At 31.1% G+C, this 24,757-nt stretch carries 21 protein-coding genes and 1 riboswitch; of the genes, 18 read left to right on the top strand and 3 right to left on the bottom strand.

Going from position 1 to position 24,757, the window contains the following annotated elements:
- The first annotated feature begins 21 nt into the window (after positions 1-21).
- From Ctaglu_RS12425 to Ctaglu_RS12490, 14 genes are all read left to right on the top strand, one after another.
- Positions 22-1,026, top strand: coding sequence for an ABC transporter ATP-binding protein (locus tag Ctaglu_RS12425; RefSeq protein ID WP_125002096.1), 1,005 nt, complete (start codon positions 22-24; stop codon positions 1,024-1,026).
- A complete protein-coding gene (locus Ctaglu_RS12430) occupies positions 1,010-1,807 on the top strand; it encodes an ABC transporter permease (protein WP_125002098.1) in 798 nt (265 codons plus the stop codon). Before Ctaglu_RS12425 ends, Ctaglu_RS12430 begins: the two co-directional genes overlap by 17 nt.
- Complete coding sequence (locus Ctaglu_RS12435; RefSeq protein WP_125002100.1) at positions 1,791-2,588, top strand: ABC transporter permease; 798 nt, start codon at positions 1,791-1,793, stop codon at positions 2,586-2,588. Before Ctaglu_RS12430 ends, Ctaglu_RS12435 begins: the two co-directional genes overlap by 17 nt.
- A 65-nt stretch (positions 2,589-2,653) precedes the next feature.
- Positions 2,654-3,916 (top strand): alkaline phosphatase family protein, encoded by a 1,263-nt coding sequence (locus Ctaglu_RS12440; protein ID WP_125002102.1) that lies wholly within the window; start codon positions 2,654-2,656, stop codon positions 3,914-3,916.
- An 86-nt stretch (positions 3,917-4,002) separates the two neighbouring features.
- Positions 4,003-4,189, top strand: a riboswitch (cobalamin riboswitch).
- A gap of 121 nt (positions 4,190-4,310) precedes the next feature.
- Complete coding sequence (locus Ctaglu_RS12445; RefSeq protein WP_125002104.1) at positions 4,311-4,631, top strand: CGGC domain-containing protein; 321 nt, start codon at positions 4,311-4,313, stop codon at positions 4,629-4,631.
- 76 nt (positions 4,632-4,707) lie between these two features.
- Positions 4,708-5,721: an ABC transporter substrate-binding protein gene (locus Ctaglu_RS12450; protein ID WP_207669475.1), complete on the top strand. Its 1,014-nt coding sequence runs from the start codon at positions 4,708-4,710 to the stop codon at positions 5,719-5,721.
- A 2-nt stretch (positions 5,722-5,723) separates the two neighbouring features.
- Positions 5,724-6,812, top strand: coding sequence for a FecCD family ABC transporter permease (locus Ctaglu_RS12455; RefSeq protein WP_185732695.1), 1,089 nt, complete (start codon positions 5,724-5,726; stop codon positions 6,810-6,812).
- Positions 6,812-7,585: an ABC transporter ATP-binding protein gene (locus Ctaglu_RS12460; RefSeq protein ID WP_125002106.1), complete on the top strand. Its 774-nt coding sequence runs from the start codon at positions 6,812-6,814 to the stop codon at positions 7,583-7,585. The genes Ctaglu_RS12455 and Ctaglu_RS12460 overlap by 1 nt, the downstream gene beginning before the upstream one ends.
- Before the next feature lie 127 nt (positions 7,586-7,712).
- Complete coding sequence (locus Ctaglu_RS12465) at positions 7,713-7,922, top strand: response regulator (protein ID WP_125002108.1); 210 nt, start codon at positions 7,713-7,715, stop codon at positions 7,920-7,922.
- A gap of 170 nt (positions 7,923-8,092) precedes the next feature.
- Positions 8,093-9,625, top strand: a complete 1,533-nt coding sequence (locus Ctaglu_RS12470; RefSeq protein ID WP_125002110.1) for an MBL fold metallo-hydrolase RNA specificity domain-containing protein — start codon at positions 8,093-8,095, stop codon at positions 9,623-9,625.
- A 326-nt stretch (positions 9,626-9,951) separates the two neighbouring features.
- A complete protein-coding gene (locus tag Ctaglu_RS12475) occupies positions 9,952-10,182 on the top strand; it encodes a hypothetical protein (RefSeq protein ID WP_125002112.1) in 231 nt (76 codons plus the stop codon).
- Between the two features lie 99 nt (positions 10,183-10,281).
- Entirely contained in the window at positions 10,282-10,509 is a 228-nt protein-coding gene (locus Ctaglu_RS12480) for a hypothetical protein (protein ID WP_125002114.1), read from the top strand.
- A gap of 319 nt (positions 10,510-10,828) precedes the next feature.
- A complete protein-coding gene (locus tag Ctaglu_RS12485; RefSeq protein ID WP_125002116.1) occupies positions 10,829-12,517 on the top strand; it encodes an ABC transporter ATP-binding protein in 1,689 nt (562 codons plus the stop codon).
- 496 nt (positions 12,518-13,013) lie between these two features.
- A protein-coding gene (locus Ctaglu_RS12490) for an IS3 family transposase (RefSeq protein WP_125002118.1) occupies positions 13,014-14,347 on the top strand; the annotation gives its coding sequence in 2 pieces (ribosomal slippage) (positions 13,014-13,395 and positions 13,395-14,347; 1,335 coding nt in all).
- Between the two features lie 147 nt (positions 14,348-14,494).
- Here the strand turns inward: Ctaglu_RS12490 and Ctaglu_RS12495 are convergent.
- The gene (locus Ctaglu_RS12495) at positions 14,495-14,995 is read right to left on the bottom strand and encodes a GNAT family N-acetyltransferase (protein WP_125002120.1); all 501 of its coding nucleotides are present in this window, start codon (positions 14,993-14,995) and stop codon (positions 14,495-14,497) included.
- Between the two features lie 541 nt (positions 14,996-15,536).
- Between Ctaglu_RS12495 and Ctaglu_RS12500 the strand changes: the two genes are divergently transcribed.
- The 4 genes from Ctaglu_RS12500 (at position 15,537) to Ctaglu_RS12515 (ending at position 21,909) form a co-directional block, all read left to right on the top strand.
- A complete protein-coding gene (locus Ctaglu_RS12500; RefSeq protein ID WP_125002122.1) occupies positions 15,537-16,841 on the top strand; it encodes a helix-turn-helix transcriptional regulator in 1,305 nt (434 codons plus the stop codon).
- 85 nt (positions 16,842-16,926) lie between these two features.
- Positions 16,927-19,800 (top strand): excinuclease ABC subunit UvrA, encoded by a 2,874-nt coding sequence (uvrA, locus tag Ctaglu_RS12505; RefSeq protein WP_125002124.1) that lies wholly within the window; start codon positions 16,927-16,929, stop codon positions 19,798-19,800.
- Positions 19,801-20,008: 208 nt separating this feature from the next.
- The gene (locus tag Ctaglu_RS12510) at positions 20,009-21,019 is read left to right on the top strand and encodes a LacI family DNA-binding transcriptional regulator (RefSeq protein WP_125002126.1); all 1,011 of its coding nucleotides are present in this window, start codon (positions 20,009-20,011) and stop codon (positions 21,017-21,019) included.
- 74 nt (positions 21,020-21,093) lie between these two features.
- Positions 21,094-21,909: a purine-nucleoside phosphorylase gene (locus Ctaglu_RS12515; RefSeq protein ID WP_125002143.1), complete on the top strand. Its 816-nt coding sequence runs from the start codon at positions 21,094-21,096 to the stop codon at positions 21,907-21,909.
- A gap of 41 nt (positions 21,910-21,950) precedes the next feature.
- Here the strand turns inward: Ctaglu_RS12515 and Ctaglu_RS12520 are convergent, their stop codons facing one another.
- Together Ctaglu_RS12520 and Ctaglu_RS12525 are read right to left on the bottom strand one after the other, a co-directional pair.
- Positions 21,951-23,513 carry a thiol-activated cytolysin family protein gene (locus tag Ctaglu_RS12520; protein ID WP_125002128.1) on the bottom strand — a complete coding sequence of 521 codons (1,563 nt, stop codon included), beginning with the start codon at positions 23,511-23,513 and terminating at the stop codon, positions 21,951-21,953.
- Positions 23,514-24,070: 557 nt separating this feature from the next.
- A complete protein-coding gene (locus tag Ctaglu_RS12525; protein WP_125002130.1) occupies positions 24,071-24,607 on the bottom strand; it encodes a peroxiredoxin in 537 nt (178 codons plus the stop codon).
- Positions 24,608-24,757: the final 150 nt, after the last annotated feature.

The raw sequence follows: 24,757 nt of genomic DNA on the forward strand, positions 1-24,757 counted from the left end.
GAAAAAAGGAGATGTTAAAAAATGAGCATAATAAAAGTGGATAATCTTTGCAAAACTTTTAAAGTTAAAACAAAGGAACAAGGATTACGAGGGAGCGTTAAGTCAATTTTTTCACCAAGCTATCGAGAGATTGATGCCGTCAATAATATTTCTTTTGAAGTAGAAAAGGGAGAAATATTAGCTTTCATAGGGCCCAATGGAGCAGGAAAATCAACTACTATAAAAATGATGACAGGCATACTATATCCATCCTCAGGAAATATTGAAGTCTTAGGTATGAATCCAGCTACTGAAAGAAAAGAATTGTCTTATAAAATAGGTACAGTTTTCGGACAAAAGTCACAGCTTTGGTTTCACTTACCACCACTTGATAGCTTTCATTTACTGGGAAATATTTATGAAATGGATAAAGTAAGGCTTCAAAAGAGAATAGACCTCTTAAAGGAGATTTTTGAAATAGGTGACTTAATGGATGTTCCTGTGAGAAAACTTTCTTTAGGTCAAAGAATACGTTGTGAGATTGCAGCATCTATTTTACATGAACCTGAGATTATATTTTTAGATGAGCCTACCATAGGCCTGGATGTGGTTGTAAAACAGAAGATTCGAGAACTTATATTGCAGCTTAACAAGGAAGAAAAAACCACTATATTCCTAACCTCTCATGATTCCGGTGATATAGAACAATTATGCAAAAGGGCAATCATTATAAATCATGGTGAGGTGGTATTAAACGAAACAATTAAGAGCCTTAAGCATGACTATTTAAACAAGAAGATAATACAGATTAAGTATAATGAAATAGTTAATCTAGACAATTGTGAACTAAATATTATTAAAAATAAGGGAAATGCAATAAAGGTTCAAGTGGATACATCAAAACAAGATATAGAGCAGGTGCTAACTAAGTTAATAAAATGCGGAAAGGTGAATGACATAACCATAGCAGAGCCACCACTTGAGGAAATAATATCACATATTTATAAGCTGAATAAGGAGGGAGACACGCATGAAGGTACTTCTTAAATATGGACAAATATCTAAAATAACAATGTCTAATAGCTTGGTGTATTTTTGGAATTTTCTTAGTAAAAATATATTTTTTGTATTCATAATGTTTATATATTTAATGCTTTGGAAAAATATATATGCGCAAAAGGGTAGTACAATTGTTGGGCTAAGTTTAAATGCAATGATTTGGTACTTGATAGTTACGGAGCTTGTTACTCTTTCAAGAACAGATATACATGTACAAGTAAATGAAGATGTGAAGAGCGGTAACATAGCTTACTTATTGAACAAGCCTTATAACTATGTTATTTATTGCTTTTCCTACTTTGTAGGTGAAATTGGCATAAAACTTTTAACTAATGGCATAATTGGACTTTCTATAGGTTTCATATATGGGGGGACCTTGGAAAATTTTAACGTACTGCACCTCCCTTTTATATTTTTATCATTAATTGTAGGCTGCTGTATTAATTTTTTTATCTATATAACGTTAGCATTAACCTCATTTTGGTTTGAGGACAATACAGCTTTCTTTTGGATTTATTCAAAGCTAATATTTACCTTAGGGGGTATGCTTATGCCTATAGAACTTTTTCCGGATTGGCTCCAAAAGGTATCAAAGTATCTACCTTTTGCTTATGTAACTTATGTGCCAGCAAAACTTGCAGTAGATTTTTCACTTTCAAATTTTTATAAACAATTTTCAATTCAACTATTATATTTAGGAATATTTTTTACTTTAGCTATGACTTTATATAAGAAGGGGGCAAAGAATTTAAATGTTAATGGAGGCTAAAAAGAGCTTAAAGCTAATGGGTTATTATTTTAAATTTAATATATCTTCAGTTATGGAATACAGAATGAGTTTTCTTGTACAATGTTTTGGTATGATACTAAATAATTCAGCATTTATATTTTTTTGGTGGATATTATTTGAAAATATAAGCACCATTGGTGGATATGGTTTTAAGGATGAAATGATGCTTTGGGCCTTAATGTCTACTAGTTTTGGTCTTTGTTTTGTGGTCTTTGGTAATGTAAATCAGATTACAAGAATGATAATAAATGGTGAGTTAGATAGCTATCTGCTACAACCTAAAGATCCTCTTATTAATATACTATGCTCTAAGACTATAGTATCCGCATGGGGTGATACCTTATATGGAGTAATTTTATTTTTTATAATCAAAGGTTTTCATGTTAGAAGTTTCTTATTGTTTTTATTGTTTTGTATTACAGGTGCTTTAATATTAGCTTCAGTACTAGTGACCTTTCATGCCTTAAGTTTTTATTCAGGTAACACAGAAGGGTTAGCACAGCTTGCAACAGAATTTTTCATAAGTTTTAGTATTTATCCAGAAGGCATATTTAGTAATGCTGTAAAGTATATACTTTATACTGTTATACCAGTAGCCTTTGTGGTTTATATACCTGCAAAGGTGATAAATGAGTTTTCTCTTGTTATGCTTTTAGAGGTTTTAGGAGTAGCATTAGTATGGATAGTAATAGCTTATACTATGTTCTACAAAGGCCTTAAAAAATATGAATCTGGGAATTTAATAACAAATAAATTGTAATGTATAATAAATATATTTAAAATAGATATGACATTTTAAAGTATGTCATTTAATGAGGTGAGAATATGATAAATAAAAAATCAATTGAAGAGGTTGGAAAAAGCAAATATAAGGAGTGTACTATACCTTTATATGATAGTTACTGTTTTTCTAATATTTTTGGAAGTATAAAACACTTATTTGATATTCCTTCAGATAAAAAATTACCTAAGGATACTCTAGGAAATTCAAAGGATTCGACCAGTAAGATAGTTTTCTTTCTTGTGGATGCTTTTGGCTGGTGTTTTTATGAGAAATACAAGAAGTCTTCTAGCTTCCTACGCGAAATAGAAAAAGGCGGGATCGTTTCAAAGTTAACTTCGCAGTTTCCGTCTACTACAACAGCTCATGTAACCACGGCTTTAAGTGGAGAACCCGTATATGAACACGGTCTCTATGAGTGGTTCTATTATGAGCCAGAAGCCGATGATATTATAACAGCCTTCTTATTTAAAGAAGCAAGAAAAAAGGGTATAGAAACTCTAAAAAATAGAAATATAGAGCCTAAAAGATTTTTACCTGAAAAAAGTTTTTTTAAAGATTTATTAGAAAATGGAATTAAAAGCACTGTTTATCAACCATGCTTTATAAATGATAGTACTTACTCGAATGTAATGTGTAAAGATGCGACAGTGAAAGGGTATCATGAATATGAAGATTTATTTGAGTCGTTATCAAAGGATTTAACAAAAAATAATGACAAAGAGTACTATTACGTTTATTTGCCCGAAATAGATTCTATTGCTCATGAAAAAGGAAATTGTTCAGAAGAATTTAAAGAAGCCATTGAGAAATTATTAAAACACATGGATAAATTTTATGAAAAGGGCAAAGAGAGTTTTAAAAATACAGCAGTTATGATTTCAGCGGATCATGGACAAGTAGACACTGATTTAAGCACAAAGTATTATTTGAATGACATAATGCCCGATATAGATAAATACTTAAAGAAAAATAAAAACAATGATTTAATTTCACCAACAGGTTTTTGTAGAGATTTATTTCTCCATGTTAAGGAGGAACATTTATTTACAGTTAAAAAAATGATAGAAAAGCAGCTAAAGGATATAGTTTGCGTATATACTTTTGATGAATTGAAGGAAAGAGGTTTTTTCGGACATCCAAGCCAGCGAATGATAGAAAGATGTGGAAACCTTATTTTATTACCTAAAGATAACAATCATATTTGGTGGTATGAAAAGGATATTTTTGAACTTTCATTTATAGGAGTCCATGGTGGAGCAAGTAAAAATGAGATGGAGATACCACTGTTATTTTATAGATTTTAGCAGTCATGTTCACTGGTTATTTTATGATAGAATGCTAAAAATTACTTGATTAATGTACTTACAGTATGGTAGAATAATTTTGTAAAATTGAATATGTAAAAATAGGTTTAATAGGTATTTAATATCTGTTAATTAAAAGGGAAGTGGGTTTGAGTCCCACGCGGTCCCGCCGCTGTAATAGAGGAGTTCTTGCATTATGCCACTGGGAAACTGGGAAGGCTGCAGGAATGTTGATACTTAAGCCAGAAGACCTGCCTATTCTAATGTACTGAGAACTCTACGAGCGATAGGGGTGGTAAATGTTTGAAAAATATTTTTTTGAATTTACAGCTTTTTAACTATTGTTAAAAGGCTATTTTTTTGCGAAAAATAATTTGCTTTATAGGAGGTAAAAATGAAGATAGCTATTGGAGTATGTGAAAAAATAAATGGAATATGTACAACCATGGGATGTTTTAAAGCTTTAAACAATAAAGAGAAGCATTTCAGTATGTATGGAAATGAAAAATTAGAGCTTATGTCCTTTTTCACCTGTGATGCTTGCTCAAATAATTCTGCTGAAAATTTGATGAATATTGCTGGGAAATTAGAGAAGGAAGGGGTTAAAAAACTTCACCTTGGTGTTTGTATTGTTAAATGCGAAACGCAAAGAACTAAGGAAATAAAGGAGATATTTGAGAAATATCATATAGAAGTAGTAGAAGGTACTCATTAAATCATCATCTGCGGTGATGTAATATTAATAAATGTATCATAGTATATAAGAGATACACAAAGGAGAGAAAATTCAAATGAAAAAGATAATAAGTATGATTTTAGCAGGGTTTATGGTATTTGGAACAACTGGATGTGGAAATAAAGATGTAGCAACTGCAACAAAAACAGAAACTAAAGTAGAAAATAGTAGCAAACAGTCCTCACATTATCCTGTTACAATTACAACATATAATTATGCTAAAAAGCCTGTTAAAATTACTTTTAAAAAATCACCTGAAAAGGTTGTTGCAGTATATCAGAATTCAATAGAAATATTACTGGCATTAGGATTGCAGGATAAAATAATTGCAGCATCCGGCTTAGATCATGACGTTAAAGATGAATATAAAAGTGCTTTTAGCAAAGTAAAGTATTATGAAAAAAAACTAATAAAAGAAGAGGTTATTGGGTTGCAACCTGATTTCATATTGGGCTGGTATTCTCTATTTGGTGAAAAAAATCTTGGGGATGTAGGGTTTTGGCATGAAAGAGGTGTAAATACATATATGGCGCAAAATAGTAGTGTTGTTAAACCAGATAGTTTGCAAAATGAATATGATGATATTTTAAACATGGGTAAAATTTTCAATGTAGAAGATAAAGCAAGTGAGATAGTTAACAATATGAAAAAGGAAATTGAAAAAACAAAGGCTTTGGTTAAAGGAAAACAAGCTGTTAAAGCAGTGATTTTGGAAGTGGAAAAAGACGGCGTATATAGAATTTATGGAGAAGATAGTATTGGTGGTGATATTGCAAAAGGCGTTGGAGCAAATTTAGTAGCAAATAAAGATGGTAAAATAGGAAATGAAGATTTGATAAAGCTTAATCCTGAGGTGATTTTCACTGTTTATTACGGCAAAGAAATTGATAAAGAAGCTGCATTAAAAAGCATTATGAACAATGCTGGACTTTCAAGCATTTCAGCAATAAAGTCAAAACGGGTTCATCCTATAATGCTAGGTGAAGTTTATGCTAGTGGTATTAGAACCTTAGATGGTATAAAAACAATTTCTAAAGGATTACATCCTGAATTATATGGAAACAAGTAAAAATGAAAAGAATTTATAAAAGTAATACACAAAGTGCTTTACTCAATGGAACACCTATTTATATAGGTGTTTCCGTTGTGCTTGTAATTATCTTGATTTTTTCTATTTTAATAACTGTAACAATGGGTTTTGTCCATATTTCTATAAAAGATGTATATGAAATCATAGGGTACAAGCTACTTAATATTGGTGATGGGAAGATTTTAGGAAGTGGGCCTGCTTACGATATTGTTTGGTTCATAAGGCTTCCAAGAATTATTTTGGCAGTTGCTGTAGGCATAGGTCTTTCAGTATCCGGAGTCATTATGCAGGCAATTGTAAAAAACCCCTTAGCAGATCCATATATATTAGGAATTTCTTCAGGAGCATCCCTAGGGGCTACCTTAGCGATTTTGCTTGGTGTTGGTGTTTTCTTTGGAAGCAATTATGTAGGTATCTGTGCTTTTTTAGGAGCATTTGCAATATCAATACTTGTATTAACCCTTGCAAATGTAAATGGAAGAGCTAATTCCACAAAGCTTTTGCTGGCGGGTATGGCATTAAGTAGTGTTTGCTCAGCATTTTCAAGCTTTATTGTGTACCTTGCCAATGATAAAGATGGTATGCAGAGTATAATATATTGGCTTATGGGAAGCCTTGCAGGTGCAAACTGGCAAAATATAAGAATAATTCTTCCCGTTGTAATAGTAGCTACATTATTTTTTATTACTCAATATAGAACTCTTAATTTGATGCTACTTGGTGATGAAGTTTCTATAACTTTAGGTACAGACCTTCAAAAATATAGACAAGTTTATCTCATAATCACATCCGTTGTAATTGGATTCATAGTATATGCATCAGGGGTGATTGGATTTGTGGGACTTATCATCCCTCATCTTGTACGAATGATATTCGGAACAGATCATAAAAGGATTATTCTACTATCCGCATTAGTAGGAGCTATATTTTTAGTTTGGGCAGATGTTTTATCTAGAATTATAATACCAGGAAGTGAACTTCCAATAGGAATATTAATTTCTATGATAGGTGCTCCAAGCTTTATATATCTTATGGTAAGTAAATCCTATGGATTTGGAGGGGATGCTTAATGGAGCTAAAGACAATAGACGTAGAAGCTTATTTAGGTGGGAGCCATATTTTGAAAGGCTTAAGTATTCATGCAAAGGAAAAAGAATTTGTAGGAATTATAGGACCGAATGGCAGTGGTAAAAGTACGCTTTTAAAATGTGTGTACCGAATCTTGCAGCCGTCTACAGGAGCCGTATTTTTAGATGATAAAAATATTAAGGGTTTTTCTATGAAAGAAAGTGCGAAAAAAATGGCTGTGGTGTCTCAGCATAATAACTACAATTTTGATTTTACTGTTTCCGACATGGTTCTAATGGGAAGAGCACCACATAAAAAGTTTATAGAAAAAGATAATGCACAGGATTATAAAATCATGAAAGAATCTTTAGAAAAAGTAGGTATGACAGATTATGCTAAACGAAGCTTTTCAAGCCTATCAGGTGGAGAAAAGCAAAGAATAATTCTTGCAAGAGCTTTAGCACAAAAAACGGAATGTCTTATTCTAGATGAACCTACAAATCATCTAGATATAAAGTATCAACTTCAGTTTATGGCTATTATAAAAGAGCTGGGGGTCACAGTTATATCTGCTATTCATGATTTAAATATTGCTGCCTTATATTGTGATAAAATTTATGCAATGAAAGCAGGTAAAATTCTTAAGTTTGGAACTCCAAAGGAGGTTCTAACGGAAGAATTAATAAAATCTTTGTATGAGGTTGATGCTAAAGTTATGGAAGATGAAGAAAATGGGTTTTTAAATATAATTTATAAACCCTATCATGTGAAATAATAGGATGTAAGACATTATGTAGACCAGCAAATTAATTTGCTGGTCTGTATTGTTTTAGTATTACATTTTATAATATGTTATTATGTGAGTAATTGCTAAAATATTAAGATAAAGGAGAGTTTGGAAAATGAAAATACTATTTGTTGAGGATGATAAAATAATTGCATCGGGACTTTGCTACTCTCTGACGCAGGAGGGATATTTTGTAACCCACTGCTTGAATGTGGAGTCAGCAAAAACTAGGATAGTTGCTAATAGCTTTGATCTTGCAATACTTGATTTATCCCTTCCAGATGGAAGTGGCTACGATATTTGTAAAATAATTAAGGCAAGCTAGGCATATTATCATATATCTGTTATAATAGAGAAAAATATCTGAATTTTCTGAAAAAATACAGACAAAATACAGTCTAATGCTGAAACACTTTTATTTAATGAAAAGAAAAAGCAAATATTTAGACGATTAAAAGTATAAAAGCCAGTATGTACAGCAAGAGGGGGATTATTATGAAAATTCAATTCTACGGAGCAGCAAAAACTGTTACAGGATCATGCCATATTTTACAGATAAATGGAAAGACTGTTTTGCTTGATTGTGGTTTATATCAGGGTAGAGGTGAAAAGGAATTTAAAAATGATAAATTTGATTTTAATCCTGAAGCAATAGATTATCTTATTTTATCACACGCTCATATAGACCATAGTGGAAGAATACCGCTACTTTATAAGATGGGCTTTAAGGGGAAAATTTTCTCCACTGAAGCAACAATGGATTTATGCAGCATTATGCTTCCAGACAGTGGGCACATTCATGAATCTGAGGCTGAGTGGAAAAATAGAAAAAGAGCACGTCAGGGTTTAAAACCTATAGAACCGCTATACACATCTAAATTGGCTGAGCTGTCTCTTTCTCTTTTTAGAGCATTTCCCTATAATGAGATGATAGAGGTTTTTGATGGATTAAAGATAAGATTTAGAGATGCGGGGCATCTGTTGGGTTCTGCTATTATTGAATTATATATGACGGAAAAATGTCAAGAAGAAGTAAAACTAGTGTATAGTGGTGATTTGGGCAATATAAATAAGCCAATTATAAAAGATCCAACTATCATAAATTATGCGGATTACTTGATAATAGAGACAACTTACGGAAATAGGGTCCATCCTGAGATTAAAGAAAATTTAAGGGAGTTATTAAAAATAATTAAAGAGACATTTGCAAGAGGCGGAAATGTTATTATACCTTCATTTGCAGTGGGTAGGACGCAGGAGATTTTGTATGAATTAAATAAATATGTAGAAAATGAAGATTTGAAGGATATTAAAGTTTATATCGATAGTCCTTTAGCTATTCAGGCAACAAGGATATTTGAAAGTCATAATGAGGATTATGATGAAGAGGCCAAAAAACTTGTAACTAAGGGAGAGTATCCATTTAGATTTGATGGTTTGAGATTCTCAATTTCTGCAAATGATTCATCAGAGATAAATAAAATTCAAAGTGGGGTAATAGTTATTTCTGCAAGTGGTATGTGTGAAGCAGGTAGAATAAAACATCACCTTAAGCACAATTTGTGGAGAAAAGAATCATCAATTGTTTTTGTAGGATATCAAGCAGTAGGTACATTGGGACGAAGTATACTAGAAGGTGCAAAAGAAGTTAAGATATTCGGAGAACCTATTGCTGTTAAAGCTCATATTTATAACCTAGAGGGATTATCAGGACATGCTGATAAAAACGGATTATTAAATTGGGTAGATAGCTTTATGGAAAAACCAAAGGAAATTTTGCTTGTTCATGGAGATGCAGAAGCACAAGAGAGCTTTCAGCAGTTATTGGACTCTAAGGGCTACAACTCTAGAATAGTTGAAAGTGGAGAGGAATTCTATATTAACAAAAAAGTTGATAAAAATGATGAAAATCTAATGGATAGATTGATAAAACAGATTAAATCAATAAATAATATTGAAAGGTTAGAAAAGGGGAAATTGCTTGGTATCATAGAAGAGATTATTTACGACGAAGAGAAATCTAAATAAAATTTATTCTAATATTTTACATTTAATTTCACTTTTGCAAATGTAATTTATAGTACCATAATTGTTTAAATATATAAAATTAAAAATATGTAATTATTCCGTTTATAGAAAAAGGTAGGGGTAACCCTATCTTCTATTATTTTTTGCATAAAAATATGTCAATTAATCTATTGATATAGGAGACTTTCCTTATCAAATGCCTTGAATTTATTCCGAGTAATAGTAATTTATGGTACAAAATGGTATGATATTATGGAGTTGTAAATAGCATTGTTAGATTAATGTGGTGCAAAAGTTATTTATATAGTATACAGGAGGAATTATCAATGTTAAAAAACAAATTATCAATTGTGACATTTGTTTTGAGTTTTGTTTTGTTAATTATCTCGCTTAAATTATTTTTGAATGCAGGGATTTTTGTGGATGAATACAACATAAGCCCGAATATTATCAATGGTGGTGAATTTTGGCTTTCGATGGATTGGTTAAGATTATTGTTATTATTCTTATTATGTATTGCGTCTGGTATAAATATATTAAAAAATCACACAAAATGAAATACAAATAACAGGGTATTTTAAGGGATTATTCGGTTTTAATAGTTTTGACGCTTAAGTAAAATTAGAGGACCTAAAAAAGAAAGGAGAAATAGATATATGAATAAAAAATCATATTACCAAATAGGTGCTATTTTTATGATTGCAAGTGGTTTTATATATACTATCGAGAGATTTATTGCTTATTATTCCTGGACTGGTCAGATGGTTAAAGGAAGTTTTCCTACATATCCTGAACTGCCAGGTTTATTTACTAATATGTTTTTACCTTTATTTTTTATTATAGGTACAATTTCATTTATAATAGGCTATATAAAAAATGATTAATGCGCAGTCTTCATTATTACGAAGTAATATTATCTATAAATAGCGAAAAAGGTTGAAGAAATGAATCATGGTATTGTTAAATTGGAATCGTAGTTTGATAAAAAAATAGAAACTATTAAAGCTGAAATTAAGAAATATATTATGACTTTTATATAAAATATAGAAAGGACGTGACCTCAGAATGAGAGTTAAACGAATTAATCACTCAGTACAGTTGAAATAATCTGTAAGCAGATTGTACTGAGGTTAGACGTATTTGCTGGCAGTCTCAACTGTACTAATTTTTGATAACATATTAAAAATTAGGGGGAGTACAGTTATGAAACATTATTTAGAAATTTTAAAAAAGAAGAAATTATTGGTTGTTATTTATATATTATTAGGAATAGTAGTGGCTTTGTTGAATGCTTTTAGTGCTAGCTATTTTCAAAAGGTATTAGATGATTGTGGAGATAAGACCCTTTCTATCACCACAATATGTATTTATGGATTTGTTTTAGTGCTCATATGTTGCCTTAACTATTCCGATGAATATCCAAGTTGCAAATTGTCCCAAAGTATATATTTGGAGTTTAAGTTAAAAGCATTCAGAAAAATGAGCACCATAGACTATAGATATTATCAATTATTAGGAACAGGAAATTTAATTCAAAAAATAGAAAATGGAGCTAATGCAGGTAAAAGTATATTATTTGATTTTTACTTTCGGTTATTTAGTGAATTGCTTCCAAGTATAGTTTTCAGTTTGATTTTCATTGCCAATATTGACAAGAATATTATGATTTATATTGTAATTGGTTATGTACTTGTCTTTGTGGTAACCAACATATTGCTGAAATACTTATATGATATTAAAGCACATATTTTAAATAATGAGGAAGTTTTCAATAAATATGTAGTTCGTGGTTTTATGGAATTGATTGTTTTTAGAACTAACAAAAAATTTAAGCATGAGATAGGCAAAACAACCATAGCTTCTGAAGAAATTGTAAAATCAAAGACCAAAATGAGGATGATTCATGAAGCATTTTTCGCTATTTTTGCATTGTTTATCACACTAATAAAAGTGATTATTATATATATTAGTTGGAAAAACAATGAATTGTCAGTAGGTGACCTAGTTGCCTTACTTATCTTGATTGATAAGGCATATTCACCCATTGCTATATTTAATGTATTGTTCGTACAATATAAATTAGATATAAGCGCATTTAGAAGATATACAGATTTATTGGATATGCCAGATGATGTTAGATTAAATTCTGGAAAGATAGTAAATTCCATAGAAGGAAATATTCATTTTAAGAATGTATGTTTTTCTTATGAGGATAAAAACATCTTTAAGGATCTATCCTTTGATATTCCTGCTGGAAGTTCAGTTGCATTCGTGGGAGAAAGTGGTTCAGGAAAATCAACAATTGTTAAGCAAATCATGGGTCTAATTAAGCCAGATGCAGGGAGTATTTATGTTGATAGAAATGATTTGTCAGAGCTTAACTTAAATAAATTTTATAATTATATTTCTTATACTTCACAGGAATCTCCTATTTTTGATGGAACCCTGCGAGAAAATATTATTTTCGATAAGGATATTTCCGATGAGGCAATTATTGAAGTATTAGAACGTGTTGGACTCACATCATTTTATTCTGATCTACCAAAAGGACTACATACAGAAGTTGGCGAAAGAGGTGTTATGCTTTCGGGTGGAGAACGTCAAAGATTGGCATTAGCCAGAGTGTTCTTTGGAGATGCAAAAATTGTTATATTGGATGAAGCAACTTCAGCTATGGATAATATTACAGAGGAATTGGTAATGGAAAATGTCATGCAATTTTTAAAAAACAAAACAATTATAACTATTGCTCATCGTCTTGGTACAATAAAAAATGTTGACAAAATTTATGCATTCAAAGATGGAAAAATTGTTGGTGTGGGTGATTTTAAGGAACTCTTAGACCATAATCAATATTTTGGGCAGTTATGGAATGCCACAATGGAAAATTAGGGAAAGGCTTTGATTATGGCATTAGCTTGGATATTTGCTAATGTCATTTTCTATTGTTATCTATACTAAGCCAGGCAATATACTTGTTTTTAGTGGATTTTTTCATGATATCATCCTCTCTGGTTTATATAAATTATTTCTTTTTAAGATTTATAATTGCAAAAGAACTTAATGCAAAGCACATGGAATATGTGTAGCCGTTGAAACTTTACCCTGCAGAAAATCTAATCCTATTAGCAATTTAAAAAAGCTTATAGAGAAGTATCCTCAGACTAAAGTTGTTTTAGATCTTAGAATGCTTTCACATCATGATATTATGGGAAAAATTTTAAACAAAGTGATTTTTTTCTTGCTAGGACTAGATATTTTTGAAGTACGACGTAAAAACACCGTAAAATTCAATAAAGTGTACCCTATAAGATAGACAGTTAATAAAATATCTATCTTATAGGGTTTCTTTATGTATAATAAAACAAAGAGGATAGGGGTAGATGAAATGAGTACTAAGTTATTTACAAAAGAAGAAATGGAAATGTTAGCCGCTAACAAATATGTAAAGCACGTCAGTGCAAAAGGGATTACTTATACAGATGAATTTAGACGTATTTTTATATCAGAGTATGAAAAAGGTAGATTCCCTAGAGCAATATTTGAAGAATGTGGCTTTGTGATAAGCATATTAGGAATAGGACGAGTTGAGTCCTTGAGCAAAGACTGGCGTGCTAAATATAAAAAAAATGGAGTGCTTGGATTGGAGGATACAAGAAGAGGTAGCTCAGGCACACATAGCGATAAAGAACTTTCCATAGAAGAAAAATATGAACGTCTTAAAACACGGAACAAATTACTGAAAGCTGAGAATGAACTGTTAAAAAAACTCGATATGCTGGAAAGGGGGATGAGAAGAAAGAAATAGAGTTATCCTCCAAAGAAAAATTTCTTCTTATTAATTCAGTAATTAAGCAACATAAATTGAAAAATAATATAAGCTATTTATGCAAGCTCGTTGGTGTATCACGTTCTGGATATTATAATTATTTTTCATTAAAATCTCAACAATCAAGGAATCTAAATGATGATCAAGATAAAACAGTTAGAGATCATATTTTAAATGCATATAACTTTAAAGGCCGTAAAAAAGGAGCTAGGCAAATAAAAATGACACTAGAAGGTCAATTTGCAATCGTATACAATTTGAAGCGTATCCGAAGGGTTATGAAGAAATATAGAATTATTTGCCCCATCAGAAAAGCTAATCCATATCGAAGGATGATGAAGGCTACTAAAGAACATAAGTATTTACCTAATTTACTAAACAGAAAATTCAAGCAAAATATTCCGAGAAAAGTGCTGCTTACTGATATAACTTATTTATTTTATGGAAAGGGTAATAAGGCATATCTTTCAACAATTAAGGATGGATCTACAAATGAAATATTGGCATACAATGTGTCTGATAGCTTAACTTTACCTATAGTAATAGATACCTTACATAAATTAGAAAAGAAAAAAATCAAATTAGCTAAAGGTGCATTTATTCACTCTGATCAGGGATTCCACTATACAAGCCCAAAGTTCCAAAAGCTAGTAAAAAGTTATGCGCTAGGACAATCTATGTCAAGGCGTGGTAACTGTTGGGATAATGCGCCACAAGAATCATTCTTCGGACACTTTAAAGATGAAGCAAATATAAAGACATGTGAAACTTTAGACGATCTTAAAAAGGAAATTAAAGACTATATGAGTTACTATAATAATTATAGATATCAGTGGGCATTGGAAAGGATGACTCCTGTTCAATACAGAAATCATCTACTTAGTTCACTGTAGTATTTTTATATGTCCTTGACAAAGGGTACACATTATTGAATAATACGGTATTTTAAGGGATTATTCGGTTTTTATAGTTGTGACGCTTAATATGAAGATATCGAATTAATTAACTTAATATAATTCTCTGAATCTTATATAGATCCTTTAGGTTTCAAAGAAAAAGAAATCCGCAAATGTTCCTTCTTGATAAACGACTTCTTGACATGATTTTATAAGTTCAAATTTGCCGTTTGTGTATTCATCTATTATTTTATTCCAAAAATATATAGAAATGATATTTTTAGGATGACACATTATTTCCCACTTTCCATGCAACATATCAAATATTGTTTCTGCTGCATATTTTCCAACACCGGCTGTGCGGTATTTATGCATGACAAAAAACTCTGACATTGCAAAGTCGCAATCCTTGCGTACAGCAAAATCTTTATCAATTAATACAAAGCCTGCCAATTTGCCATCAACTTTTATGAAAAAAGGATAGTGATTTTTTTCTGTCCAACAATCTAATACTGCGAATTCATATGACCCAAATTGATTAACATCAAGCTTGTTATACTGAGACCACTCATAACAATATAATTCAAGCAAATTTTGAAGTATCTCTTTCTCATCGTTATTAACTTTTACAACCTGTATATCCATTATTTTTCCTCCAATGCTAATATAACTAACCTTTAATTCAAACTTTCTTACGGTGTCGTCTTAACTAATTGTAATTATAGCATATTTTTATATGGATAATCACTATTTTTGTAAAATATAGTAAATATTCTTATTTTTAAATACCGTATTATTCAGTTTTCAAAGACCATTATTCGTGTTTACCATTCCAATTGTTAAGACGTACTTTTTTCAAAGTTTGAAACAACCTATACTATTAATAAACACCTTTTATTTTATATTTCTTTATAAAGAAAATGATAAAAACTACTAATGGTATAGCTAAGAAATTTCTTAACATTGCTTTTTTTATTGTGATAAAATTTTGGTATAAGTCCCAGAAAAATCGGGAATCTACATTTAGCATAAGTACATATAATTTGCTATGATTAGAATTAGAAAGTCATATATAATACATTTTCCCCTACAATACAGTAACTGCAGTCATTTACAACATATCAAAAAATATCAAGAAAAGTAAATCACTAGATGATATACTATATTCAAAGGTTGGTGATGGATTATGTCTGACTATTTTAATGAGCTCCAAAAGACATTAGATTATATAGAAGAAAATATTAAGGAAGATATTACACTTGAACAATTATCAGCGTTATGTTTTTATTCTACTCATCATTATCATCGAGTATTTCAATCAGTTATAGGAATTCCTGTAGCAGATTATATAAAGAAAAGAAAATTATCTGTGGCAGCTGGGGAAATTATAGGAACAGATAAGAAGATAATTGATATTGCATTGGACTTTGGATTCAATTGTCATGAAACCTTTTCTAGGGCATTCAAGAGAATATTTGATATTACGCCTAATGATTATAGGAAGCTTAATACGCATGCTATCCCAACGGATTTTTGGAAAGTAAGTTTTGCCAGCAGCAATTTGCAAAAACGATATATGCAGGCAGTGGAAACATTGTGCGAAAGACTGAAGATGGACAGCAATGTCATAGCTGTGATTTTAGAAGGAAGTCTATCCTACGATCAGGTATGGGAGAAATCAGATATTGATATGGAGATTATTGTTAATGATAATAGTAAGCCTACTCCTTGGATTTGTCTCATAGAAGATGATATATACATAAATGGAAATGTAAAGACCAGAAGCGAATTTAGACAGAGTGTAGCAAGGATAAGAAGGGGTTCAGGCGCACATTCATACTTTTCATTAGGAACTATGGTCTACTGCAAGGACGAATCTGTAAGAGAGATTTTCGAAAGCGTCAATGCGGATGATGAAATAGGTGAAAGGGATAGATCTTATGCTTTAATGGAAAGAACGGAATGGGTTCTTTGGAGACTATATAAGGCAGAAAAATGGCTGAAAGTTAAAAGTGATGTAAGGTATTCCTATTTATGGATAACCGAAGTGTTAACATATATAGCAGCCATAGAGGTGCTGTTAAATAATAGTATTCCGTCAAGAGAGGTTATATTACAAGCATTAAAGTATAATAGTCCAATTATTGAAAAATTATATGTGGGGCTTATGGATGAGAAAAAAAACAGCATAAATATATCTCAATCTATTGACATGATTTATGAGTATTTGAGACAACGTATGGATATCATATGCAAGCCTATTTTGGACTATTTTAATAAGGCAAATGAGATGAAACCACTTTCTACAATAGCACAGGATTTTAATAATACTATAGAGAGTCATATAATCTGTGAAATTTGTGAATGGCTCTGCGAGGAGGGGGTACTACTTAAAGATATTTCACAAACTTATTTAACCAATAAAAGTAGTAGCATTGTGTATGAACCAGCCTATTTCAAGGTTGATAGTGATATGGATGTATTAATCTAGAAAAGTTTAGTCAGTTGAAGAAATAGTAACTTATTAGTTCTTTCAGATAATTTAGTAAGCTTCATAGATAGAGGAGGGGTTTTTATTGCTAGTAAAAAAAAATATTGAGATAAAGGGTGCAAGACAAAATAATCTTAAGAATATTGATGTAAATATTCCACGAGATAAGATTACAGTGATTACAGGTGTAAGTGGATCAGGTAAGTCATCACTTGCTTTTGATATTATTTACGGAGAGGGTCAAAGGAGATTTCTTGACTCATTACCTACATTTTCACGAAGCAGAATACCACAACTGAAGAAACCGGAAGTAGATTTTGTTTTTGGTTTATCTCCGGTTATAGCTATAGAACAAAAAAGAGGCCTTGTTAACCCAAGATCTACAGTAGGGACTATGACAGATATTTACGATTATATGAGATTGTTATATGCAACAGTTGGTACAGCTAAGTGTCCGTATTGTGGTGAAAAATATCAGATTAAGACATCAGGACAAATAGTTGAATCTGTATTATCTCTACCAAAGGGGACAAAGATTGAATTTTTGACACCAGTACATAAGTTATACGGGGAGGATTATGCATATCTTTTTGATCACATAAGACAGAAGGGGTATAATAATCTGATTATAGATGGGAATAGAGTGGATATAAGCCAAGAAATAGAAATCGATGAATATTGTGAGCATGATATTAAAATAGTCATTGATAGATTTGAAATAAAGGGTAATATTGAAAAAAATATAACTAATTCTTTAGAAACTTCACTAGAGGTTATTGGAGAACATGTCCTTATAGCGGAGATTCTTTCAGAAGATGTACCACAAGAGATAAAAGATAGATTCTACAGCAGCTTTGGTTGTCCCAAACATCATATTACTATGGCTAATATAGAATCACAGTATTTTGCATTTAATAACATGGCTAGTTCCTGTAGAACTTGTGGGGGCATAGGAGCTACGAAAAAAGCAGATCAAAGGCTTATGGTGCTCAATCATGAAAAGAGTATAAATGAAGGAGCTTTTGATCCAAGTGTATATAACCCTAAGGGGGAAATTACATATAAGCATATTATAATGTACAACCTTTCAAAGCATTATCGTTTCAGTCTTGATACACCTTTTAGAAATTTATCTAATGAAATTAAAGATATATTGTTTTATGGAACAAAAGGTGAAAAAATTATGATGGAAGCACCGCCAAATATAAAGAATAGAAATTGGCTTGTTGGTAGAACAATTCAATTTACTGGATATATAAATCAAATTGAACATTGGTATAGGGAAGAAACTAGAAAAGATAAGGTAAATGAAGTAGCTTTTGAATGGTTTAAAAAGAAGATGGTGGAGTATACTTGTCCAGATTGTGGTGGCAAGAAGTTAAAAAGACAAAGATTTGATATTCTCATTGAAGGTAAGAATATACATCAACTATGCTGGATGCAATTAACGGAACTATATGATTTTATGGAAAAATTAGCATTCTCAGAGGATAAAAGGTATATAGCAGAACCTATAGTGAATGAGATAAAAAAGAGGGTTTCATTGCTAATAGAAATTGGACTAGATTATCTTGCACTTGGAAGAAGAGCGGATACTATATCAGGTGGAGAAGCACAAAGAATAAGGCTTGCATCACAGATTAGTTCAGGGCTTATGGGAATGATATATATACTTGATGAGCCAAGTGTAGGACTTCATGCTAGAGACAGTAAAAAAGTTATAAAAATATTGAAGTATCTTAGAGATATCGGCAATACTGTCATAGTAGTTGAACATGACATGGAAACAATAGAAAATGCAGATAACATAGTGGAGATTGGACCAGGACCTGGAATACACGGTGGACAAATCGTTGAAACAGGAAACATAGATAAGATTAAGAAATCTAAACATTCTTTAACAGGAAAGTATCTATCAGGGAAAGAAATGATAGTTGTTCCAAAAGAAAGACGTAAGCATAATGGTAATAAGTTAACCGTTTTAGGTGCTAGAGAGAATAATTTAAAAGATATAGATGTAGATATTCCCTTAGGTATTTTTGTATGCATATCAGGGGTGTCTGGGTCAGGGAAAAGTACTCTTGTCAATGATATCATTTATAAGAAGCTGAGGAGTTTAAAAGACCCAAGGATTATTCCGGGCGAGCATCGGAATCTTACAGGACATGAGCATATAAATGATGTTATAAATATAGACCAATCTCCAATAGGAAAGAATAGTAGGTCTAATCCCGCAACCTATATAGGCCTGTTTGATAGTATAAGGATGTTGTTCACAAAAACTGAGGAAGCTATAGCTTTGGGATATGTAAATTCCAACTTTAGTTTTAATAGTAAGAACAGCGGAAGATGTGAACATTGCAAGGGAGACGGAAGAATAGTAACAAAGCTTCAGTTTATGCCTGATGTAGAAATCGTATGTCCAATATGCAAGGGACAAAGATACAAAAAAGAGATACTGGACGTTAGATATAAGGGGAAGAATATATATGAGATTCTTGATATGAGCGTTGAAGAAGCATTAGAGTTCTTTAGGGATAAGAAAAATATACATTATAAATTAGATATTCTTAATCAATTAGGAATGGGATACATCAAATTAGGTCAGTCCTCTTCAACCTTATCAGGAGGAGAGGCACAGAGAATAAAGCTCGCGTCAGAACTTGGGAAGATAAAGAGTGGCTCAAATAACCTATATATATTAGATGAGCCCACTACAGGACTTCACATTTCAGATATAAAAAAACTATTGAATTGTTTAAATTTATTTGTGGACATGGGACATTCCTTACTTGTTATTGAACATAATCTAGAAGTGCTAAAAACAGCTGATCATATAATTGATCTTGGTCCTGAGGGCGGTAAAAATGGAGGTTATGTGGTAGCACAAGGAACACCAGAAGAAGTGATGGAAGTAAAAGAATCCGTCACTGGGGAGTGGTTGAAGAAGGTTTTGTAAATTTATAAAAAAGTTAACCCTGGGAGGAATTAAGCGATGATTAATATTATAAGTGAGGTTTAACAACATTTCAGAAGGAGAGACACCTGCTGCTATAAGTTGGTGTCTTTCCTTCTATAATAAAAGTCTTTACTATTAAAATAAAAAGATATACAATAATATTGGAAACCGGTTTCAAATATATTGAGAATTTATGGAGATTAAGTTTATGGATATGAAAGACATTGCCAAGTTAGCAGGAGTTTCAAAAGCTACGGTGTCAAGAGTAATTAATAATTCACAAAATGTAAGCCCAAAATTAAGGGTAAGGGTAGAAAAAGTTTTAAAAGAAACGGGGTATACCCCTAATTTATTAGCACAGGAGTTAGTAACTAAGAAAACAAAATTAATAGGAGTTATATTGCCTAGAATTGGTATTGACACATTTTCGCATATAACTGAAGGTATTACCGATAAGTTGAATCAAGAAGGCTATAATATTTTGCTAGGTAATTCAAGAGGACGTGAAAATGATGAATTCAAATATTTTGATATTTTTCAAAAGAAGCATTTGGATGGAATTATTTTTTTTCACACTGAGATTACAGAGAAACACATAAGATTGATTAATGAAATTAATATTCCAGTTGTAATAATGGGTCAACAAAATAGTAAAATAGATGTTCCCTATGTAACATATGATGATTTTAATGCAACCAAGGCAATAGTAGCACATTTGATTAGTCAAGGGCATGAAAAAATTGCATACATCGGCTTATCAGAAACTAAAGTAGCAATAGGAAGTTTTAGAAAACAAGGATATATGGCTGCATTAAAAGAGAACAACATTGGTGTACCAGATGAATATTTATCAGTAGGAGATTTCGAAATATCATCAGGATATAATGCAATGAAAAGTATAATTAACAATTCCAAAACAGTTCCTACTGCAGTATTTGCAGCAATAGATCGTTTAGCCTTTGGAGCAATACAGTATTTAAAAGAAAAAGGATACAGGGTCCCAGAGGATATATCAGTGGTTGGCATAGATGATATGGATATTTCTTCTGTATTTGAACCGACTTTAACAACAATGCATTTTGATTATTATGATTCTGGAATTAAGGCAGCAAAACTAATATTAGAAAAATTACAAAATGAAAAGAGTGAAAATAAAAACATTGTTATGGCATATGAATTAAAAATTAGAAACAGTACAAAAAAGTATAAAAAGAAGTAGCATTATTTTTTTGCATAATTAGAAACCGGTTTCTAGTTGTAATAAATTTTTAGGAGGAGAAGAATATGAAGAACATGTATGATAAAGCTCGCGAATCAGTAAAGTATATAGAGAGTAAAATGAACTTGAAGCCTAAAATAGCAGTTATTCTAGGTTCAGGACTGGGTGATTTGGCAGGTGTCATAGAAAATAAAGAATATATTAACTATAAGGATATACCAAATTTTCCAAAGTCAACAGTGGTGGGACATGAAGGAAGATTAGTTTTAGGGGAAATAAAAGGCGTAACTGTACTTGCAATGCAGGGAAGATTTCATTATTTCGAAGGTTATACAATGAAAGAAGTTGCATATCCTGTGTTTGTGATGAAGCTTTTGGGTATTGAAAAGCTTATAGTAACTAATGCCTGTGGAGGTATAAATACAAGCTTTAGTCCTGGAACATTAATGATTATTACTGATTTTATTAATTTAGTTTCTGATAACCCATTGATTGGAATTAATGATGAAAGATTTGGACCAAGATTCCCAGATATGTCAGAACCCTATAAACTTGAACTAATAGATAAAGCAAAGAAAGTTGCAGATGAAATAGGTGTTGAATATAGAGAAGGCGTTTATGCAGGGTTTATGGGACCTTATTATGAAACAGCTGCAGAGATAAGAGCAATTGGAGGGCAAGGGGCAGATGCTGTTGGAATGTCTACGGTTCCTGAAACAATAGCTGCAAATTATTTAGGAATAGAGGTACTTGGAATATCTTGTATTACAAATATGGCTACAGGTATACAAAAGCAAAAACACTCTCATGCAAGAGTGATAGAAATAGCTAAAAAAGCATCAGTAGATTTCTGTAGGTGGGTAGCTAAAATAATAGAGGATATTGGTTAAAATAAAACTACTCATCTACTTTAGTAGATGAGTAGTTTTATTTAGATTCCAGGCTGAATGGACTTAGTTGGATATAATGTTGTACCCCACACTGAGAAAGTTCTCTCTTTTACTAATGGAATATTTTTAACATCTACAATAGTTCTCCACCATTCCCATGAAAGGCCCGTACATTCTTTTATTTTCACCGAAATATTTTTTGCGTTTCCTTTCAAATATATTTCAGTATTAAAATGAGCCGTTCTATCTTTATTATTTCCAGACCATGATTTATGGTCAATTATTTCATTTCCCTGTTTATCATAATTAACTTCATCCCAGGTTACTTGAAATTGAACAACATATGCGCCACTATGATCAAGGACTATTTTACCATTAGTATATTCTGTTGCAGTGGTTTCTATGTATTCTGTTTTATTGTTTATACATGCTATACTATTGTCTTTTAAAAATGTACTTGTGTATGAAATAGGATATCCAGGATTTTGAGGACTGTATACTGAATTATTTTTAATAATATTTGTTATTTCATTAAAATCTTTGGTAATTATTTTATTATGTGCTTGTGCTCCGCCACCTAGAACAGTAGCTGTAAATGAACTTTGATCTAGTATATCTTGATATTCTGCATTGCTACTTATATTTTGATTATCTATTAATGCCTTAAATGCTGCTTTAACATTTGCACTCTTAGAGTTTGTTTCAAGTTTTACATAAATTGTTCTACCATACGCAACATTTGAAACATATGCAGGAGGATTATCATTATTTACTCCTTTTAAAGCTAATTTATCAAAAGTTACGCTGTCACCAAATAAATCTGATGGACGATTAGGTGCATCTACACTTACTGTATAAAAAATTTGTTTGTATGAAAGTATCATAACCTTTTTTTCGCCTTTTAATATAGAATCAAAATCTATATTTAATGACTTACTTAAAGTTTTAAAATTGCAACCAAACATTGTAGATAGCTGTGATTTACTATACACCATAGTGTCAGAATAATTTATTCTTGTAGGGATAGTATATCTAGATGAATATTTTGAATTCCATGTTTCTAGTAAAGAGTTTATTGAAGAATTAACTGCAGAATATGTTGGCGAATCAATAATTTTTTTACCATCGTCACTCATGCCAGGTAAATCAACACTTATAGTAATAGGCTTTCTTTCACATGAAATTACATCAGGTCTATTTTCTATAAGGTTTTTATTTGCAAGTTGCAGCGCACCAGGATAAGTTCTATCATTTATTGAGTCTATAATTGAAATATCTGCAGTGGAATCTGAAATGCTTTTCTTTTCTCTTTTTACTACAATATATTTATTTGGATTTTCAAAACCCTCCGCTGGTACAAAACTTTCAATATTTTCTCCATTATATGATAATATATTGTTTGGATTATAAGATAGTCCATAAATGTTTTCATCTATATTATCACTATTATTTTTAATTGGATTATTTTCTGTGTTTAAGTTTATAGCTTGTACATTATTAGGACTACTAGCTTTTACGTTATAATTGCCTATTGACCCACTTATAACCATACTAATTAGTAATACGTGCGCTACTGATGTCAAAGCTTTCTTAGTAATTTTCATTTTATATTTGCCCCCTTTAATATTTATGAAACTCAAGTAATTTTATTTTTATAAATCAAAAACTGCCTCTTTCATAATATAAAAATATATAAAATTTGTTGATTTTATATATTTTTTCATATGGAAAATCTCCTTTCATTAATAAAATAAGCTATTATTTTTACTTTGACAGTTTTTAAACTTAAAAATAACATTTTAAAAAACAATATACTAATTTATGAAATATATACACTATTATACAATATTAAATACAATTAAACAATATTAAACAATATACTCCACGAAAGTCATAAAATGTATAAAAATCTTAAATTTATTCCAAGTAATAGTCATATATGGTGCATGATGAAGTTTTTAGATATTGATAGCAACTATTTAGTGGATTTCGCTAGGTGAGTAGCTGAAATAGTAGAGAATATTGGTTAAATTTAAAAGCTACAGACATAAAGTTTATGTCTGTAGCTCATTTGCCTAAGTCTATAAAATATATAGTAATACCAATCAAATTTGAATATATTCTAATATTTAATTGTTTTATACACTATATTTAGGTGGAGTTATAGAGTGCTATCTCCTTCTTGCCAGTCTATAGCACATAATCCACCTGTTTTTAACGCTTTAAGTACGCGCAATGTTTCATCAACACTTCTTCCTACATTTAAATCATGAATAACAGAATATTTAACGATCCCATTAGGATCTATTATAAATAATCCTCTCAAAGAAATCCCCTCTTCTTCAATTAATATACCATAATTTTTTGAAGTTTCTTTTGTTAAATCAGAAGCCATAGGGAAAGCAATTTTTCCCAAGCCACCATCACTTAAGTTTTGATTTATCCAAGTTTTATGTGCATGCTGACTATCACAGCTTACTGCTAATAATTCTGTACCCTCCTTCTTAAATTCATCATATTTCTTACTAAAAGCAGTTATTTCTGTAGGGCATATAAATGTAAAATCTAAAGGGTAAAAGAACATAACAAGCCACTTTCCTTTATAATCTTCCAATTTTACCTGTACAAAATCGCTTCCATCACCTTTTACGGCGTTCATTTTAAAATAAGGAGCTGATTTTCCAACTAATCTTTCCATATTGATACCTCCTAAATTAATAAGATAGTGTTAACACTATCTTTATTTTATTTATTTAAATCCTTGCTATTGCAAGGGTTTGTGCTATTTTAAACGTAAAAAAGCAATGACCCCCTCTTTTCTGATATAATTGTTGTATCTAACTCAACA

This window comes from Clostridium tagluense, from assembly GCF_003865095.1.
Classification (GTDB): domain Bacteria; phylum Bacillota; class Clostridia; order Clostridiales; family Clostridiaceae; genus Clostridium_AD; species Clostridium_AD tagluense.

Excerpts from the sequence above, each read along its gene's own strand:
- Ctaglu_RS12430 (WP_125002098.1), top strand. The coding sequence starts at position 1,010 with ATGAAGGTACTTCTTAAATATGGACAAATATCTAAAATAACAATGTCT.
- Ctaglu_RS12435 (WP_125002100.1), top strand. The coding sequence starts at position 1,791 with ATGTTAATGGAGGCTAAAAAGAGCTTAAAGCTAATGGGTTATTATTTT.
- Ctaglu_RS12445 (WP_125002104.1), top strand. The coding sequence starts at position 4,311 with ATGAAGATAGCTATTGGAGTATGTGAAAAAATAAATGGAATATGTACA.
- Ctaglu_RS12520 (WP_125002128.1), bottom strand. The coding sequence starts at position 23,513 with ATGAAAATTACTAAGAAAGCTTTGACATCAGTAGCGCACGTATTACTA.
- Ctaglu_RS12475 (WP_125002112.1), top strand. The coding sequence starts at position 9,952 with ATGTTAAAAAACAAATTATCAATTGTGACATTTGTTTTGAGTTTTGTT.
- Ctaglu_RS12460 (WP_125002106.1), top strand. The coding sequence starts at position 6,812 with ATGGAGCTAAAGACAATAGACGTAGAAGCTTATTTAGGTGGGAGCCAT.
- Ctaglu_RS12480 (WP_125002114.1), top strand. The coding sequence starts at position 10,282 with ATGAATAAAAAATCATATTACCAAATAGGTGCTATTTTTATGATTGCA.
- Ctaglu_RS12440 (WP_125002102.1), top strand. The coding sequence starts at position 2,654 with ATGATAAATAAAAAATCAATTGAAGAGGTTGGAAAAAGCAAATATAAG.
- Ctaglu_RS12450 (WP_207669475.1), top strand. The coding sequence starts at position 4,708 with ATGAAAAAGATAATAAGTATGATTTTAGCAGGGTTTATGGTATTTGGA.
- Ctaglu_RS12525 (WP_125002130.1), bottom strand. The coding sequence starts at position 24,607 with ATGGAAAGATTAGTTGGAAAATCAGCTCCTTATTTTAAAATGAACGCC.
- Ctaglu_RS12470 (WP_125002110.1), top strand. The coding sequence starts at position 8,093 with ATGAAAATTCAATTCTACGGAGCAGCAAAAACTGTTACAGGATCATGC.
- Ctaglu_RS12425 (WP_125002096.1), top strand. The coding sequence starts at position 22 with ATGAGCATAATAAAAGTGGATAATCTTTGCAAAACTTTTAAAGTTAAA.
- Ctaglu_RS12495 (WP_125002120.1), bottom strand. The coding sequence starts at position 14,995 with ATGGATATACAGGTTGTAAAAGTTAATAACGATGAGAAAGAGATACTT.
- Ctaglu_RS12510 (WP_125002126.1), top strand. The coding sequence starts at position 20,009 with ATGGATATGAAAGACATTGCCAAGTTAGCAGGAGTTTCAAAAGCTACG.
- Ctaglu_RS12485 (WP_125002116.1), top strand. The coding sequence starts at position 10,829 with ATGAAACATTATTTAGAAATTTTAAAAAAGAAGAAATTATTGGTTGTT.
- Ctaglu_RS12500 (WP_125002122.1), top strand. The coding sequence starts at position 15,537 with ATGTCTGACTATTTTAATGAGCTCCAAAAGACATTAGATTATATAGAA.
- Ctaglu_RS12515 (WP_125002143.1), top strand. The coding sequence starts at position 21,094 with ATGTATGATAAAGCTCGCGAATCAGTAAAGTATATAGAGAGTAAAATG.
- Ctaglu_RS12455 (WP_185732695.1), top strand. The coding sequence starts at position 5,724 with ATGAAAAGAATTTATAAAAGTAATACACAAAGTGCTTTACTCAATGGA.
- Ctaglu_RS12465 (WP_125002108.1), top strand. The coding sequence starts at position 7,713 with ATGAAAATACTATTTGTTGAGGATGATAAAATAATTGCATCGGGACTT.